This window comes from Cribrihabitans marinus (assembly GCF_900109035.1).
Classification (GTDB): Bacteria; Pseudomonadota; Alphaproteobacteria; order Rhodobacterales; family Rhodobacteraceae; genus Cribrihabitans; species Cribrihabitans marinus.
This window is the reverse complement of record NZ_FNYD01000006.1, coordinates 1-16,340: the sequence shown is the minus strand read 5'-3', so window position 1 is coordinate 16,340 and position 16,340 is coordinate 1. Positions and strand designations below refer to the sequence as shown.

Annotated in this window: 14 protein-coding genes; 4 read left to right on the top strand and 10 right to left on the bottom strand. The window is 65.8% G+C overall.

The window, feature by feature from the left end; genetic code table 11:
- Nucleotides 1-3 precede the first annotated feature (3 nt).
- The 5 genes from BMX57_RS10985 to BMX57_RS10965 form a co-directional block, all read right to left on the bottom strand.
- Nucleotides 4-837, bottom strand: coding sequence for an extensin-like domain-containing protein (locus BMX57_RS10985; protein ID WP_092366568.1), 834 nt, complete (start codon nt 835-837; stop codon nt 4-6).
- A complete protein-coding gene (locus tag BMX57_RS10980) occupies nt 834-1,754 on the bottom strand; it encodes a prephenate/arogenate dehydrogenase family protein (RefSeq protein WP_092366565.1) in 921 nt (306 codons plus the stop codon). Before BMX57_RS10980 ends, BMX57_RS10985 begins: the two co-directional genes overlap by 4 nt.
- A complete protein-coding gene (gene hisC, locus BMX57_RS10975) occupies nt 1,751-2,836 on the bottom strand; it encodes a histidinol-phosphate transaminase (protein WP_092366562.1) in 1,086 nt (361 codons plus the stop codon). Before hisC ends, BMX57_RS10980 begins: the two co-directional genes overlap by 4 nt.
- Nucleotides 2,837-2,923: 87 nt before the next feature.
- Nucleotides 2,924-4,567, bottom strand: coding sequence for a peptidoglycan-binding domain-containing protein (locus BMX57_RS10970; RefSeq protein WP_092366559.1), 1,644 nt, complete (start codon nt 4,565-4,567; stop codon nt 2,924-2,926).
- An 80-nt stretch (nt 4,568-4,647) separates the two neighbouring features.
- Nucleotides 4,648-6,069, bottom strand: coding sequence for an aminotransferase class V-fold PLP-dependent enzyme (locus tag BMX57_RS10965; RefSeq protein WP_092366556.1), 1,422 nt, complete (start codon nt 6,067-6,069; stop codon nt 4,648-4,650).
- Between the two features lie 107 nt (nt 6,070-6,176).
- Between BMX57_RS10965 and BMX57_RS10960 the strand changes: the two genes are divergently transcribed.
- Complete coding sequence (locus BMX57_RS10960) at nt 6,177-6,635, top strand: Lrp/AsnC family transcriptional regulator (RefSeq protein WP_092367176.1); 459 nt, start codon at nt 6,177-6,179, stop codon at nt 6,633-6,635.
- 10 nt (nt 6,636-6,645) lie between these two features.
- Here the strand turns inward: BMX57_RS10960 and BMX57_RS10955 are convergent, their stop codons facing one another.
- From BMX57_RS10955 to BMX57_RS10935, 5 genes are all read right to left on the bottom strand, one after another.
- Entirely contained in the window at nt 6,646-7,143 is a 498-nt protein-coding gene (locus BMX57_RS10955; RefSeq protein WP_092366552.1) for a toxin-activating lysine-acyltransferase, read from the bottom strand.
- A complete protein-coding gene (locus BMX57_RS10950; protein WP_092366549.1) occupies nt 7,140-8,093 on the bottom strand; it encodes a Hint domain-containing protein in 954 nt (317 codons plus the stop codon). The genes BMX57_RS10955 and BMX57_RS10950 overlap by 4 nt, the downstream gene beginning before the upstream one ends.
- A 139-nt stretch (nt 8,094-8,232) precedes the next feature.
- A complete protein-coding gene (rpsD, locus tag BMX57_RS10945; protein WP_092366546.1) occupies nt 8,233-8,853 on the bottom strand; it encodes a 30S ribosomal protein S4 in 621 nt (206 codons plus the stop codon).
- 157 nt (nt 8,854-9,010) lie between these two features.
- Nucleotides 9,011-10,066 (bottom strand): Hint domain-containing protein, encoded by a 1,056-nt coding sequence (locus tag BMX57_RS10940; RefSeq protein ID WP_092366543.1) that lies wholly within the window; start codon nt 10,064-10,066, stop codon nt 9,011-9,013.
- A 123-nt stretch (nt 10,067-10,189) separates the two neighbouring features.
- Nucleotides 10,190-10,975 (bottom strand): FadR/GntR family transcriptional regulator, encoded by a 786-nt coding sequence (locus tag BMX57_RS10935; RefSeq protein WP_092366540.1) that lies wholly within the window; start codon nt 10,973-10,975, stop codon nt 10,190-10,192.
- A gap of 339 nt (nt 10,976-11,314) precedes the next feature.
- On the opposite strand from BMX57_RS10935, the gene BMX57_RS10930 reads away from it, so the two are divergent.
- The 3 genes from BMX57_RS10930 to dld all read left to right on the top strand — a co-directional run bounded on the left by BMX57_RS10930 (nt 11,315) and on the right by dld (nt 16,246).
- Complete coding sequence (locus BMX57_RS10930) at nt 11,315-12,367, top strand: TRAP transporter substrate-binding protein (RefSeq protein ID WP_092366537.1); 1,053 nt, start codon at nt 11,315-11,317, stop codon at nt 12,365-12,367.
- Between the two features lie 119 nt (nt 12,368-12,486).
- Nucleotides 12,487-14,553 (top strand): TRAP transporter large permease subunit, encoded by a 2,067-nt coding sequence (locus tag BMX57_RS10925; protein ID WP_092366534.1) that lies wholly within the window; start codon nt 12,487-12,489, stop codon nt 14,551-14,553.
- Between the two features lie 13 nt (nt 14,554-14,566).
- Nucleotides 14,567-16,246 (top strand): D-lactate dehydrogenase, encoded by a 1,680-nt coding sequence (dld, locus tag BMX57_RS10920; RefSeq protein ID WP_092366531.1) that lies wholly within the window; start codon nt 14,567-14,569, stop codon nt 16,244-16,246.
- Nucleotides 16,247-16,340 lie beyond the last annotated feature (94 nt).

The following is a 16,340-nucleotide window of genomic DNA, read 5'->3' as shown; positions in this document are numbered from 1 at the left end:
GGATCAGCGGCAGTAGTTTCCGCCCCGGTGGCGCGCGGTGTCCACGTGGAAATGGTCACGGTGATAGCCGTCAGATCCCGGCCCAAGCACCGTGCCGAACGGTCCGCAGGCCGATTGCCACGCCCGCTTGAGCGCCTTGCGCGCCTCGCCCTGGTTCCAGCCCTTCAGGACGGTGATCGTGCGGCCGGTGTCCAGGATGAAGGCCGAGATGTCTATCGCCTTGCCCTTCCCGTGTTCCGAGATCCTGGCGCCGGGACGGTTGTTGCGCGTGCGACAGGAATAATGCGCCGCGACCTTCAGCCCGGCGACCCGTCCCATCGGCTTGAAGGCCGGTCTGACACCGCGCGTGACCCAGTGGTTCAGGGCCTCGGCGGTGTCGCAGGTCATGACAGACGGCTGCGTCAGGAACACGCCCGAGACGGAACTGACCTTGACCGCGTTCTTCACGCCGCATCCGCGGATCCGGCCCGGCACGCGGCCGACCTTTTCGCCCTGGATGTCGATGTTGCCGCAGACCGAGCCCCGGCGCTGCTTGCGCTTGAACAGAAACGCTTTCTGCGCGATCTCGGGCGGTCGCAGGAACGGCCGCAGCGAGTTGCCGGGGCCGGTCGCGGGCGGGGCCGCGACCTGGTTCAACTGCTCGATCTGCGCCGATTGCGGGCGCGGCACCGGGCGCATCCGCGCCAACGGCGGCACCGTGGCAGCGCGAGTGACCGGGACTTCGGCCAGGTCGGGACGCGCCGCCGGACGCGGGGACGTGTCGGGTGCGGCAGCACCGGCTGTGCCAATACAGATCGCCGAGGCGGCAACGGTCAGTGCGGCCAGTATCCTGTTCATGTCTTGGCCCTCCCGCGGCCGAAATCCGGTGCGTCGGTATCCTGGCCCGCCTCGATGACACCGCGCCGGATCGCGCGGGTGCGGGTGAAATAGTCGTGCAGGTGGCCGCCATCGCCGGTGCGGATCGCACGCTGCAGCGCAAACAGCTCTTCGGTGAAGCGTCCCAGGATCTCCAGAGTGGCGTCCTTGTTGGTCAGGAACACGTCGCGCCACATGGTCGGATCGCTGGCGGCGATCCGGGTGAAGTCGCGGAAACCGGCGGCGGAATACTTGATGACCTCGGTATCGGTGACGCGGCGCAGGTCGTCGGCCACGCCCACCATCGTGTAGGCGATGAGGTGCGGCGCGTGGCTGGTCACGGCCAGCACCAGGTCATGGTGGTCGGCGTCCATCTCGTCGACCAGCGCGCCCATCCCCTCCCAGAGCGCCCGCAGGCGGTCGATCGCGGCCGGATCGGTGCCCTCGGGCGGGACCAGCAGAGTCCAGCGGTTGTCGAACAATTCGGCGAACCCGGATTCGGGGCCGGAATGCTCGGTCCCCGCCAGCGGATGGCCGGGGACGAAGTGAACGCCGTCAGGCACATGCGGGCCGACCGCTTCGATCACGTGGCGCTTGACCGACCCGACATCGGTGACGGTTGCGCCCGGCTTGAGCATCGGCGCGATCTCGGCGGCGACATCGCCCATCGCGCCGACCGGCACCGCCAGCACCACCAGGTCGGCCCCCTCGACCGCCTCGGCGGCGGTGTCGCAGATCCGGTCGCACAGCCCGATCCGGGTGGCGGTGTCGCGGGTCTCCTGCGACCGGGAATACCCGGTCACCTCGGTGGCCAGCCCGGTGCGTCGCATCGCCCAGAACATCGACGACGCGATCAGGCCCAGCCCGATCAGGGCGACCCGTCCATAGACCTGGCTCATGCCCGCCCCTCCTTGAACGCGCGCACGGCCTCGGCCACACGGGCACAGGCCCCCTCGTCACCGACGGTGATCCGCAGCGCGTCCGGCAGGCCATAGCCCGCCACCCGCCGCACGATCAGGCCGCGCGCCTGCAGGGCGGTGTCACAGGCCTCGGCCTCTTGCCGCGAGCCGAACCGCGCCAGAATGAAGTTCGTGCAGGACGGGTCGGACGGCACACCGGCATCGGCGAGCGCCTCGGCGAGCCAGGCGCGCAGCCGGGCATTCTCGCGCCGGCAGAACGCGACATAGTCCCGGTCGCGCACCGCCGCCTCGGCCGCCGCCAGCGCTGTTCCCGACAGGTTGAAGGGTTGGCGCACGCGGTTCAGCACGTCGATGATCGACCTTGGCGCATAGCCCCAGCCGACCCGCATTCCGCCCAGCCCGTAGATCTTGGAGAAGGTCCGGGTCATGATCACATGCTCGCGCGCCGCCACGATACCCGCGCCGCCGTCGAACCCCTCGACAAACTCGGTATAGGCGCCGTCGATCACCAGCAAGACGCCGGGCGGCAGGCCATCGGCCAGCCGCGCGACCTCGGCCTCGGGGATCATGGTCGCGGTGGGGTTGCCCGGATTGGTCAGGAACACGATGCGTGTGCGTTCGGTGCAGGCGGCCAGGATCGCGTCGACATCCACGCGCCGGTCCTGCTCGGGCACCTTGACCGGGGCGGCCCCGACCATGCGGGCCAGGATCGGATACATCGAGAAGCCGTGCTCGGTATGGATCACCTCGTCACCGGCACCGGCATAGGCATGGACGACGAATTGCAGAACCTCGTCCGACCCCACGCCACAGATGATCTGCGCGGGGTCCAGCCCGTGCACCGCGCCGATGGCCTCGCGCAGGTCGGCATGATCGGTCGAGGGATAGCGGTGCAGGCGCGCGGCGCTGTCGCGCACCGCCTGGGTCGCCCGGGGGCTGGGTCCGTGCGGATTCTCGTTCGAGCTGAGCTTGATCACGTCGCTCAGGCCCGCCACATGCGACGCCCCGCCCTGGTAGAGGGCGATGTCCATGATGCCGGGCTGCGGGGTGATGTGGTTCATGTGGGGCTCCCTGAATGGACCCCTAATACCCGCGTCACCCGCCAGAGAAAAGCCGCAACATCCGCCCTGCCGCGAACCGGCGGTGGATTACGCCGCTTCCAGCTTCTTCATCTTGCGCTTGGCCTTGGCCATGATCATCTTGTGGATTTTCTTGCGCAGTTCCAGATCCTTGCGCATCTGTTCGTTGGCCAATTTCTGCAGCGCCGCGGCCGACTGGGTGCCGTCCGCGCCGTTCACAACACCATCGGCGTATTTTCCGACGCTCTTGCCGGCCAGCTGTCCCGCGATGTCGCCATAGATCTCGGCCCCGTGCATGGTGATGAACTTTTCGGCCAGGTCCGCACCGTATTTCGACGTCAGATCAGACTTGACGGTGCCCTTCATCACCCCGGGCACCAAGCTGTCCTTGAGATACTTGCTCAGACCCGAAGCGCAGTTCGTCGAGAAGGATTCCAGCGACTTGAACGCGGCATGCGACACGATCCCGGCGGTCATGACCTTGGCGACGGCCGACTTGATCTCCTTGGAATTGGGCGGGCGGCCCTTTTCGATCATCGGCTTGGCCAGCCCGATCACTTCCTTCAGGGCCTCGGTCACCATCGCCTGCCCGGCCTTGGACTTGAGGAACTTCTCGAAGAACGCCTTGGCCGCCTTTTTCGAGATCTGCTTGGACAGTTTCGGCATCGCCGCCTTGAGCAGATCGTCCGCCAGCCCGGCGGCCAGCTTGTCGGTCAGCTTGCCCCCGGCGGCGCCGGCCAGACCGGCGATGAAGCTGTCGATAAAAACCTTCTTGGCGGCGCCGTCCAGGGTGACGTTGTTGCCCGCCAGGTATTCGCCGAACTGCCCGGCGCCGGATTTCAGCGCCTCGGTGCTGGCCGCGGCGACGCCGTGGGCCTTGGCCGGCGACATGCCCTTGGTCGCGACCAGCCTGGCCGTCATATAGGCCTCGACCACCGCAAACGAGGTGTCGCGCACGACCTCCAGCTTGCCGATCATCGAACCGGCCGTGTCGATCCGCGCCTTGATGAATCCCTTGAACGCCTTGACGCCCTTGTTATAGGCCTTGGTCGCCTTCTGGTCCTGGGCATAGACCTTCTTCCAGTCCGGCGCGCTGCGGTCGGTATAGCTCTTGAGCAGCGAGGCCTGCGAACTTGCGTCCAGGATCGCGCTCCAGGGCGGGTCGGTCTTGTCGTTGACGGTGCTGACGGCAAACTCGACCAGAGCGTTCATCAGCCCGTCCTGCGCCTGCCTTGTGCGTTCGACCTCGTTGCAGAAATCCTCCCAGCTTTCGGCTTCGGACATCATCATCTTGGCCTTGGACAGGATCTCGCGCTTCAGCGCCTTCACCCCGGCCTCGTATTCGGACTTGCTTACGTATTTGGTCTTGCCGTTCTCCTGGACCTCGTAGACCTCGACCTTGGCATCGGCCGAGACCATCGCGGACAGGCGGGTCAGGCCCGCACTCCAGGTCTGCATCCCGGGATCGACGATACCGTCGGGCTTCTTGAAACCGAGCTTCTTGCGCTGGAAATCGCGGATCATCTTGATCAGCGCGGCATCGCATTTGCCGTTCACCTCGACCGTATAGCCGTTGGCCTTGAGCATCAGCCGCACCAGTTCGACATCGGCGGGCTTGTTCTGCACCGGTTTGAACTTCTGGTTGGGTTTCCTCGGATCGGGCTTGGTGATCCGGTTCTTGTCTCCGACAGGTGCGGACAGTTTCAGTGCCATAATGAACTCCAAAAATACCTTCTGCCCGGGAAGGTATCACGGAGCCGACGGGCCTGACTGTAAACTGCGTCACAAACCGTTCAGGCCGCCCGCCCGGTGAACCGCGCGGTGGCCGGATCGGCGCGGTAGTGCCGGGAGTATTCACCGGTCCGGCGCGACAGGTCGTTCACGCTGTCGATGATGAACCGCACGGTGGCCTCGTCCATCAGGTAGGACAGGTTGAGCCTGACCCAGCCCGGCTTGCGCAGCTCGCGCCCGGCGGCCAGATCGGCATGCAGCGCGTCCGACGCCGCGCGGTCGATGCCCAGCAGGCGGTGCGCATAGGGCCCGGCACAGGCACAGCCGCCGCGCGCCTGGATGCCGTGGATGTCGCTCAGCATGCGGGTGAACAGCTGCTGGTGCACGGGCTGCCCCTCGGCGTCCCGGACCAGGAACGAGAAGATCGGCAGCCGGTGCCCGGCCTCGGCCCCCAGCAGCGTCAGATGCGGGTTGTCGCGCCAGCCGTCCAGCGCCATGCGGTTGTAGCGCGCCTCGCGCTCGGCGATGAACTCGGCGCCGACCGCATCCTTGACCAGAAAGGCCAGCGCGGCGCGGATGTCGCCGATCACGTTGGGCGTTCCGGCCTCTTCCCGCGCGGCCAGGTCGTCGACATAGTCATGCCGCCAGGGCGAGACGAAGGACACGGTGCCGCCGCCGGGCCAGCTGGGCCGCGCCGTCTGCACCGCGGCGGCGTTGACCACCAGGATACCTGAGGCACCGGGACCGCCGGGAAACTTGTGGGGCGAGACGACGATGGCGTCCTTGCGAACATCACCGGACCCCATGTCGATCGGCAGGTAGGGTCCCGCCCCGGCATAGTCCCAGATCGCCAGCGCCCCGTGACGCTTGAGCATCCGCGTCACCGGATCGGGATCGGTGATGATGCCGGTCACGTTCGAGGCCGCCGAGAAGCTGCCGATCACCAGATCCGCGCCCGACACCTCATCGAGGGTCCGCTCCAGCGCCGCCAGATCGGGGCCACCTTCGGGCGCCTCGGGGATCTCGATCACCCGCGCCCCGCTTTCGCGCCAGGGCAGGATGTTGGAATGATGCTCGTAGGGGCCGATCAGGACCACCGCGTCCTCGGCCCGCGCCAATCCCAGCAGGTTGACCAGGCGATTCAGCCCCGCCGTGGCCCCGGAGCCGGCAAAGATCACCGCGTCGTCGGGATGCGCGCCCACGATCCGCGCGATCTCGGCCCGCGCGGCACGGCGCATGCGGGTGATGTAGGAGCCGCAGAACGACGCCTCGGTATGGCTGTTGGCGTAATAGGGCAGCACGTCTTCGCTCACGAAGCGCTCGACCTGGCGCAGGGCCCGGCCCGAGGCCACGTAATCGGCATAGACCAGCGGCACGTCGCCAAACAGGCCGGGGATCGGCATCCCCTCGCCGATCAGGCCCGACCGCAGCCTGTCGGTCCTGGCGTCCTGTGCGATGCTGTCTCGGAACGTGTCGAAGATCATGGTCGGGGCACTCCTGTTCTCTTGCCTCAATATGATCTGGTGTGATCGGTATTTTGACCCAAATTACTTAATGGTGTCGAGATTATTTGTGTCATATGATCGACGATATGGCCCAATACGATGAACTTGATCTGAAACTCCTGCGGCAGCTGCAACTGGACAGCACCCTGTCCCAACGGGAGCTGGCCGACCGGGTGGGGCTGTCGCAGAACGCCTGCTGGCGGCGCCTGCGGGCGCTGACCGAGGCCGGGATCCTCAAGGGGGCGTCCGCGCGCGTCGACCGCGAAAAGCTCGGGCTGCGGCTGGTGGTCTTCGTGATGCTGCGCACCCGGCACCATTCCGCCGAATGGCTGCAGGTCTTCCGCCGGCACGTCCTGACCATTTCCGAAGTGGTCGACTTCCACCGCATCGGCGGCGATTACGACTATCAGCTCAAGGTCGTGACCGAGGACATGGCCAGTTTCGACAAGGTCTATCAGCGGCTGATCGAGAAGGTCGAACTGGACAGCGTTACCTCGTATTTCGCGATGGAGGCGATTGCCGAGGGCCGGCCGCTGCCGCTGTGACCGCGCTGGGTCAGCCCAGGAAATCCGACTCGGGCCGGATGCGCGCCTTGTCCTGCGGGCGCGAGAAGTCGATATGCACGATCCGCCGGGTCCGGTTGCCGGCGACGACACGCCGGAACAGGAAGTCGCGGTCGGTCAGGTTGCCGGGCTTCATGATCCACCGCACCATCGCCGCCGTCATGCCCGGATAGGGCGCGATCAGATCGACGATCCACATCCGCGTCCCCGATTTCCAGTCCTCGGGGCGCAGGGTCTGGCCGGACACCAGCCGCGCCTCGGCCTCGGGGCCAAGAAACCCCCAGGTGAACATGCCGCGCGGCACGTCATCGAACCGGAAGATCCGGAACTGCCCAAGGTCGATCGGCGGTTCGAGCGCGCTGCGCAGGTTGGCAATGGTCATCTGCTGGTGATGCGCGCTGCGCCAGGCCAGGAACAGAGTGTCGCCATAGACGCGCAGCTTGGCACCGGACGGAAACTCCGGGCCGTCGCCGGATGCCGCCTCGCTCATGTGGCGCCGTCCCGGCCGGTGGCCAGGAACCTGGCCTCGGCGATCCGCGCGACATAGCGCGCGGTCGGACCGTAACCGCCCGGGCGCGCAGCCAACGACGGGAACAGCGCCAGCAATTCCGCCCGCGCCGCAGGGTCGATGGCGCGCAGCGTGTAGTCGGCGGGGTGAAAGCTCTCGGTTTCGGCGCCGTTGGTGCGGATGACCTGATGGCGGTCAAACAGGACGTGGTAGTAGTCGACGGCCCGGATTTCCGTGTCCACGCGGATGCGGTCGTCATCCACCAGCGCCTTGGCGGGCACCAGAACCTCGTCCTGGCCATAAAACAGCTGCGCGCGCCAGTCGCTCAGCAGCACCCGGTGCTGTGGCGAGACCAGCAGGTCGCGCTCGGGCCGCCCCGCGCCCAGCGCCCCGGCCGACAGGCGGACGGGGCGCAGTTCCGGCCGGTGCCGCAGTTCTTCGGCCCCCAGGCGTCGGCATCCGACCCATCGCACCGGCTGAAGCCCGCAATCGCGGGTCACCACCAGGTCGTCCTCGGCCAGATCCTCGACAGCGACCGGGCCGGTCGCGGTTTCGATAAGCGTGCCACCGGCCACGCAGACCAGAAGCGTGACGGTCACCAGGTCGTCGTCGGAATTGGCCCCGCTGGTCCCGGTGATGGTAAAGGAGACGGTCTGGTCGACGCCGCTCTGGAACACTGCCTGGCGGTCGATGTCGAACGAGAACTCGCCATCGCCGTTGAGGGTGAAATTGTTGGTATAGGTGCCGAAATTGGCGCTGAACCCGCTTGCCGCGTAGCTGTCGGCCTCGCCGACGCTGTTGCCGCTGATCAGGCTGATGACATCGAAGTCGCCGGTCACGATCGTCGCCGACGGATCGGTCAGATCAACGGTCAGCGTCCAGTCGGACGGGCCGCCGGCATAGCCGGAAACTTCGCCGATATTGTATCCCATGAGCCACTCCTCCGAGCCACGCTAGGACGGAGCACGGAAATCGGCAATCCGGGTCCGTGACGCTTTTCCTCCAGGGTGGCGCAAATGCAAAAAGGGCCGCGCAATCGGCGGCCCCTTGCAGATCCTCGTGATCGGGCGATCAGTTCTTGGCGTAGAATTCGACGACCAGGTTCGGCTCCATCATCACCGGGAACGGCACATCGCCCAGGTTCGGGGTGCGCACGAAGGACGCCTTCATCTTCGAGTGGTCCACGTCGAGGTAGTCCGGCACGTCGCGCTCGGGCAGGCCGGCGGCTTCGAGCACCATCGCCATCTGCTTGGACTTCTCGCGGACCTCGATCACGTCGCCCTCTTTCACGCGGTAGGAGGGGATGTTCACGCGCTTGCCGTTCACCAGCACATGGCCGTGGTTGACGAACTGGCGGGCGGCAAAGACGGTCGGCACGAACTTGGCGCGATAGACCACCGCGTCCAGGCGGCGCTCCAGCAGGCCGATCAGGTTCTCACCGGTGTCGCCCTTGACCCGCTCGGCCTCGGAATAGATGCGGCGGAACTGCTTTTCGGTCAGGTCGCCATAATAGCCCTTGAGCTTCTGCTTGGCGCGCAGCTGGATGCCGAAATCGCTCAACTTGCCCTTGCGGCGCTGGCCGTGCTGGCCGGGGCCGTATTCGCGGCGATTGACGGGCGACTTGGCGCGGCCCCAGATGTTCTCGCCCATGCGGCGATCGAGTTTGTACTTGGCAGACGTGCGTTTGGTCACGGCTGATCTCCTTCGGTTTTCGTTTCGAAGGGCGTTGTCCTCTCTCCGGGGGTTGCCGAAGTGACAGGCATCCCCTTGCGGGGGCCACCAACACCAATGAAGCGGCGCTTATAACCGCAGTTGGCCCGGTGTCAACGCCGAATCCGGCGGATCCGGCTCAGGCCGCCTCGGACCGCAGGCGCGCGGCCTCACCGCGCGTCAGGTTGCGGCGGGCGTAGCGGCCGTATCCACGCGGATCGGCGGCAAGCTCGGGCCGATGATCCAAGAGGCGACGGCGGTCGTCATCACCCAGCGTGGCCAGATCGGCGCTGGCCGGGTGAAAGCTCTCGGTCTCGACACCGTTGGCCCACAGGATCTGGTGATCAGGCAGCAGAAGGTGGATATAGGTGACCTCGCGCAGGGACTCATCAACCGTCACCGTCCCGCCATTCACCAGGTCGCGCGCCGAGACCAGCACTTCGGGCGTGTCGAACAATGCGCGGGCCGCGGCGCCGCGCACCAGCATCCGGTGACCGGGCGAGACCAGCAGGGCACGGTCGGGCCGGTCGATGCCCAGCGCCCCGGCGCCGATGCGTACCGGCCGCAGATCGGGGATGGCAAACAGTCGCGCCCCGCTCATCCGGCGCGCGCCGACCCAGCAGATCTCCTGCGCGCCGCTGTCGCGGGTCTGCACCCGGTCGCCCTCGCGCAGATCCTCGATGCGCCTGGCGCCGTCGGGCGTCGAGATCCATGTGCCGGGCGTGAAGCAGATGACCCCGCCGGATGGATCCGCCATGGGCGCGGGCGCGGGCGCGTCCAGGTTGTGATCCACCACCCAGAGATCGATATCCCGAGGCGGCAGGGTGTCGAGAAACATCAGCAACGGCGCCGAACCCGGCCCCGTATCGATGATCGTCACGGTATGCGACTGGGCACCGTTGGTGACCACGAAACACCTGTCGGGCATTCCGATGTCGGCTCTTTCGCCGGGCGCCTGCCCGACAGCCCTGCCCACCAGTTGCCGCACCTGGAGCGCCATCTGGCGGCGCGCCGCGTCCTCTGCGCCCATCCGTTCCGGCCGCACCACGCCCGCGGTGCCATCCACCCGGACGGCCTCGCCACGCCAGGACCAGACCGCACCGACGTCCAGCGCATCCATCGGCGCCGACTCGAGGCCGTCGAGATCCGTTTGCGACCATGAAATGACGAACGCGCCTTCTAGGGCCGTTTCCATCCGCTCGCCTGCCTGCTCTTTTGTTTTCGTTAACGAAAAATTAGCAAATTTGGGATTCCGCGAAAAGACCCCGATTCGCAGTTTTCCCGAGCGTGACCTGCAAGCCGCAGAACACGCCCCGCCCTAGTCCTTGCCGCCCATCAAAATCTTGCGTTTCCTGGCCACTTTTTCACGTGCTTCGCGTTGGCTCCCCTCGCGGAACGACAGCTCGACGAAATCGATATGCGCACGCGCCGCCGCGTCCGCGCCGGCCGAGTCCCCGTCGAAAATCGCCTGCGCGATCGCGCTGTGCTGCTCGAAAAGCCGGGTTCCCGCACCATCGATCGTGCGCAGGAACTTGCGGTTGTAGAACACGCCCCGCCGCGTCAGGTCGTAGATCGAGGCCATCATGTGGATCAGGGTCGAATTGTTGCTGGCATCCACGATGGCCGCGTGGAAGTTGATATCCGCGACTTGCGCCGCCTCGAAATCCGCGCTGCGCATCGTCCGGTCCATCTCGTCCAGGATCGCGGCCAGGATGTCCTTGTCCGCCTGCGTGGCCCGCTGTGCCGCCAGGCGCGCGGCAAACGCCTCCTGCTCGCGGCGATACTCCAGATAGTCGAAGAAGGCCGCCGGATGGCGCGCATAGAGATCCAGGAAAGCCGGGGTCAGTGCGGTTCCGGTCAGCGGCGCGATGAACGATCCCTCGCCGTGGCGGACCTTGAGCAGACCCTGATCCTCGAGATTCTTGAGCGCCTCGCGCAGCTTGGGCCGCGACACTTTCAGAAGTTCCGACATCTCGCGCTCGGACGGCAGGCGCGTGCCTTCCTTGAGGATACCGCTGACGATCATGGCCTCGATCTGGTGGACCACGGCCTCGGCGACGGAATCATGGTCAATCGGGTCGAATATCCGATCCGCAGCATCCATTTCGCGTCTCCCAAGCCTCATCAGTGTTTGCCAATGGTATATTAATTTGCCCAAGTCGTATTGCAAGGAATATGCGACTGCGGGCGACAGGAAATTCACCATTTCTCAAAAAGGTCGCGCATTTTCAGTCCGTTGTGACTGGTGTCTCGGCTGGAATCACACAGCCCACGCCGGATCAGGCCACCATGATCCGCGCCAAACCGGCACCGCTCATTCGCCTCCGTGGTAAATAAACTTGTTGACTGATGCATGTGGTAACTTTTATTTACCTCGCATCATCAAGCGCAATGGCACCGCATCCGGACGCCGAAGCGCGCACCCCGGAGGAGACAAGATACAATGAAGACCACCCTGACATCCCTGGCCGTCGCGGCCTCGATCCTGACCGCGCCGGCGGCCATGGCGGCCGAAAAGATGCTGCTGAAGACGCCCATCGCCTTCTCGACCGCCCTGCCCGGCCTCGGCTCGCCGATCCCGCGGATCGCCGAGCAGCTCGACCTGATGTCGGGCGGCACGCTGCGCATGAAGGTCTATGAGCCCGGCAAGCTGGTGCCGCCCTTCGAGATCCTCGACGCGGTGTCCTCGGGCAAGATCAACTCGGGCTACACCACCGCCGGCTACTGGGCTGGCAAGATCCCCGCCGCGCCACTGTTCTCGGCCGTGCCGTTCGGCCCCGAGGCCGGCGAATACATGGCGTGGCTTTACTATGGCAACGGCATGAGCCTGTACCAGGAAATGTATGACCAGGCCGGCTTCAACGTGCATGTCATTCCCTGCGCCATCCTGGCGCCGGAAACTTCGGGCTGGTTCTCGACCGAGATCGAAAGCCCCGAGGACCTGAACGGGCTGAAGATGCGGTTCTTCGGCCTCGGCGGCAAGGTGATGCAGAAACTGGGCGTCGCCACGTCGCTGTTGCCGGGCGGCGAGATCTTTCCGGCGCTGGAGAAGGGTGCGATCGACGCCACCGAGTTCTCTATGCCCGCCATCGACGCGCGGCTCGGCTTCCACAAGCTGGTGAAGTTCAACTATTTCCCCGGCTGGCACCAGCAGGCCACCGTGTTCGAACTGCTGATCAACAAAGACGCCTGGAACGAGGCCAGCGAACAGCACAAGGCGATCATCGAGACCGCCTGCAAGGCGTCGATGGCCGACAGCTTCGCCGAGGGCGAGGCGATCCAGCATGATGCGCTGATCGACAACGTGGAAAACAACGGCGTCACCATCAAGACCTGGAACGACGAGATGCTGAACACCTTCCGCGCAACCTGGGAGGAGGTCGCCGAGGAGGAAGCCGCGAACGACGCGTTCTTCGCCAAGGTGCTCAACGACATGAACGCGTTCCGCGAAGGCTATGCCATCTGGAAGGAAAACGCCTTCCTGCCGCGCAAGTAGGCGCAACCCGCACCCGGGCGGAGGCGGCCGCACCGCCGCCTCCGCCCCGTTTCTGCCCCCACAGACAAGACCGCATGGCGCGCTGCGCCTGCGCCGCGCCGTGACCTGAGGAGGATCCAATGGCCGAGACGTTCCGCAAAGACGACGACCCGATCGAGGTCTACGAACAAATTCTCGAACACGAGGATCGCGACCGCCAGCCGGTGGCACTGGCCATCGACTCGACGGTCAAGGGCATTGGCAACGTCGTGATGTGGGCCAATATACTGCTGATAGGGGCCATCGTGGCGCAGGTTTCGCTGCGCTACCTGCTCAACCAGAACTATCCCAAGCTGGACGAGATCCAGTGGCATTTCTACGGGCTGGTCACCATGATCGGCATCTCCTACGCGATGGTCACCGACAGCCATGTGCGGGTCGACCTGCTGCACATGCAGCTCAGCCGCCGCGCCCAGCGCATCATCGAGGTGATCGGCATCCTGGCCCTGCTGGTGCCGTTCATCTACCTGATGATCGACCAGGGATCGGACTATTTCTACGAAAGCTGGCGGGTCAATGAACGCTCGGACAGCCCGACGGGTCTGCCGGGCCGCTGGGCGCTCAAGGCGGTCATCCCGGTCAGCTTCGTCCTGCTGGCGCTGGCGGCGCTGGCCCGGCTGATCCATGACGGCCATGCCCTGTTGGCGGGCCATGCCGAAGAGCGCGCGGGCAAGGACCTGCGCCTGATCCTATGGGCCCTGCTGGGGTTTGCCGTGGTCGCGGTGGCGCTGACCTTCCTGGTCGAGACGACCGAGGAGAAGCTGGTCATCGCGATGTTCCTGACCTTCATCGCGCTGCTCTTCACCGGCTTTCCGGTGGCCTGGACGCTGGCCGGCGTGGGCGTGGCCTATTGCGGGCTGGCCTATCTGTTCGACAACGGCATGATGAACTGGACCGGGCTGGAGGAGACCCTGACCGGGCTGGACTATCTGACGCTGGGCGCGGTTGTGAACCGAGTCTATGCGACGATGTCGAACGCGGTCCTGGTGGCGCTGCCGATGTTCATCTTCATGGGGCTGATGCTGGACGAATCCGGCGTGGCCGAGCGGCTGATGACCTCGATGCAGCGCCTGTTCGGCACGGTGCGCGGCGGGCTGGCGATCACGGTGACGATGATCGGCATCATCCTGGCCGCCTCGACCGGCATCATCGGCGCCTCGGTGGTGCTGCTTGGCGTGCTGTCGCTGCCCTCGATGATGGAACAGAAATACTCGCCCGCGCTGGCCGCCGGCGTGGTTTCGGCCAGCGGCACGCTGGGCATCCTGATCCCGCCCTCGATCATGCTGGTGATCATGGCTGACCAGATGGCCCTGTCGGTGGGCGACCTGTTCATGGCCGCGGTGTTCCCCGGCGTCATCATCGGCGCGCTCTACCTCACCTATATCTTCATCATCGCGCTGATCAGGCGCGACGTGGCCCCGGTGCCCGAGGGCGCCAAACGGCCCGATTGGGCCGCGGTGCGCGACGTGCTGATTGCGGTGCTGCCGACGCTGGGGCTGATCCTGGCGGTGCTCGGCTCGATCTTCGCCGGCCTGACCACCCCGACCGAGGCCTCGGGCGTGGGGGCCCTGGGCGCGACGCTGCTGGCGCTGGGATACCGCAAGCTGACGCTGCACAAGCTGGTCAACGTGCTCAAGGCCACGTTCAACACCACCGCCTATATCTTCGCGATCTTCCTGGGCGCGACGGTGTTCTCCTATGTCCTGCGCGAGCTTGGCGGCGACGCCCTGATCGAGGACATGATCCGCGGCACCGGCCTGGGTCCCAGTGGCACCGTGTTCATCATCCTCTTCATCGTTTTCCTGCTGGGCTTCGTCCTGGACTGGATCGAGATCACTCTGATCGTCCTGCCGCTGATGCGTCCCATCGTGAACGGGCTGGGCCTGGACATCCCCGGCTTCGACGCCATCGACGAACCGGCGCTGCTGTGGTTCGTGATCCTGGTGGCGGTCACGCTGCAGACCAGCTTCCTGACGCCACCGGTGGGGTTCGCGCTGTTCTACCTCAAGGGCGTCTGCCCGCCCGAGATCCGGCTGACGGACATCTACAAGGGAATCATCCCCTTCGTTATCCTGCAGCTGTGCGGCCTGTTTCTGGTCTTCCTCTGGCCGGCATTGGCGACATGGCTGCCCTCGGTCGCCTACTGAACGGGAGGGGATCATGGACAACCCGACACTGCTCAAGGAACTGCGCGGGATCTGCGGCCGCCGCCATGTCCTGATTGGCGAACGCCGCACCAAGCGGTTCCGCAAGGGCTTCCGCTCGGGCGAGGGCGAGGCGCTGGCGGTGGTGCGGCCCGGCACGCTGCTGGAACAGTGGCGCGTGCTGCAGGCCTGCGTCGCGGCCGACAAGATCGTCATCCTGCAGGCCGCCAATACCGGCCTGACCGAAGGCTCGACGCCCAAGGGCCGCTATGACCGCGACGTGGTGCTGATCAACACCTGCCGCATGGACGGGTTGCAGGTCATCGACCAGGGCCGCCAGGTCATCGGCTTCCCCGGCTCGACCCTGTTCGCGCTGGAGAAGCTGCTGGACCCGCTTGGCCGGCAGCCGCATTCGGTGATCGGATCGTCCTGCATCGGCGCCTCGATCGTGGGCGGCGTGTGCAACAATTCCGGCGGCGCCCTGGTCGAGCGCGGCCCCTCCTATACCGAGCTGTCGCTGCATGCCCGGCTGTCGGCCGACGGCAGGCTGGAGCTGGTCAACCATCTGGGAATCGACCTGGGTGACACGCCCGAAGAGATCCTGACCCGGCTGGAACGCGGCGAGTGGAGCGCGGCGGATGTCGAGGCCACCAACCGCAAGGCGTCCGACACCGACTATGCGAGCCGCGTGCGCGATGTCGAGGCCGAGACCCCGGCCCGGTTCAACGCCGACAAGCGGCGCCTCTACGAGGCCGCCGGCTGTGCCGGGAAACTGGCGGTCTTTGCGGTGCGGCTGGACACCTATCCCAAGAACGCCGCCGAACAGGTGTTCTATGTCGGCACCGACGATCCGGCGGAACTGGCCGAGCTGCGCCGCGCGATCCTGTCGCAGTTCGACAGCCTGCCGGTCAGCGCCGAATACATGCACCGCGAGATGTTCGACATCGCCGCCGAATACGGCAAGGACACGGTGGTGATGATCGACAAGCTGGGCACCGATCGGCTGCCGGCGGTCTTCGCACTCAAGGGCGCTGTTGACGCGCGGCTCAACCTGGTGCCCGGCCTGCGCAACTTCACCGACCGGTTCATGCAGGCCCTGTCACGGCTGTGGCCGAACATCCTGCCGCAGCGGATGCTGGAATACCGGGACAGCTATGAACACCACCTGATCCTCAAGATGCGGGACGAGGGCATCGCCGAGGCGCGCGAATTCCTCTCTGCGTTCTTCGCCGAGCGCAGCGGGGGCTTCTTCGAATGCAGCCCGCGCGAAGGCCATATCGCCGGCCTGCACCGCTTTGCCGCCGCCGGCGCGGCGGTGCGCTACATGGCGGTGCATTCCGACAAGGTCGAGGACATCCTCGCCCTCGACATCGCCCTGCCCCGCAACACCCGCGACTGGCAGGAGGAGTTGCCGCCCGAGATCGCCGACCAACTGGTTCACCGGCTGTATTACGGCCATTTCATGTGCCACGTCCTGCACCAGGATTATGTGGTGAAGAAGGGCGCGGATCCCGCCGCGCTCAAGGCAAGCATGCTGGAGCTGCTGGACCGCCGCGGCGCGGAATACCCGGCCGAACACAATGTCGGCCACCTCTACGCCGCCAAGCCCGACCTGGCGGATTTCTACAAGTCGGTCGACCCCAGCAATTCCTTCAACCCCGGCATCGGCAAGATGTCCCGGTGCAAGCACTACTGAGCTAATGGGATGAACTGCCTTCCCACCAACCCGCTGCTACCGTGGCGGGCATAGGTGGAGAGAGGAGCATCTGATGGACATCAAGGTTCTGGGC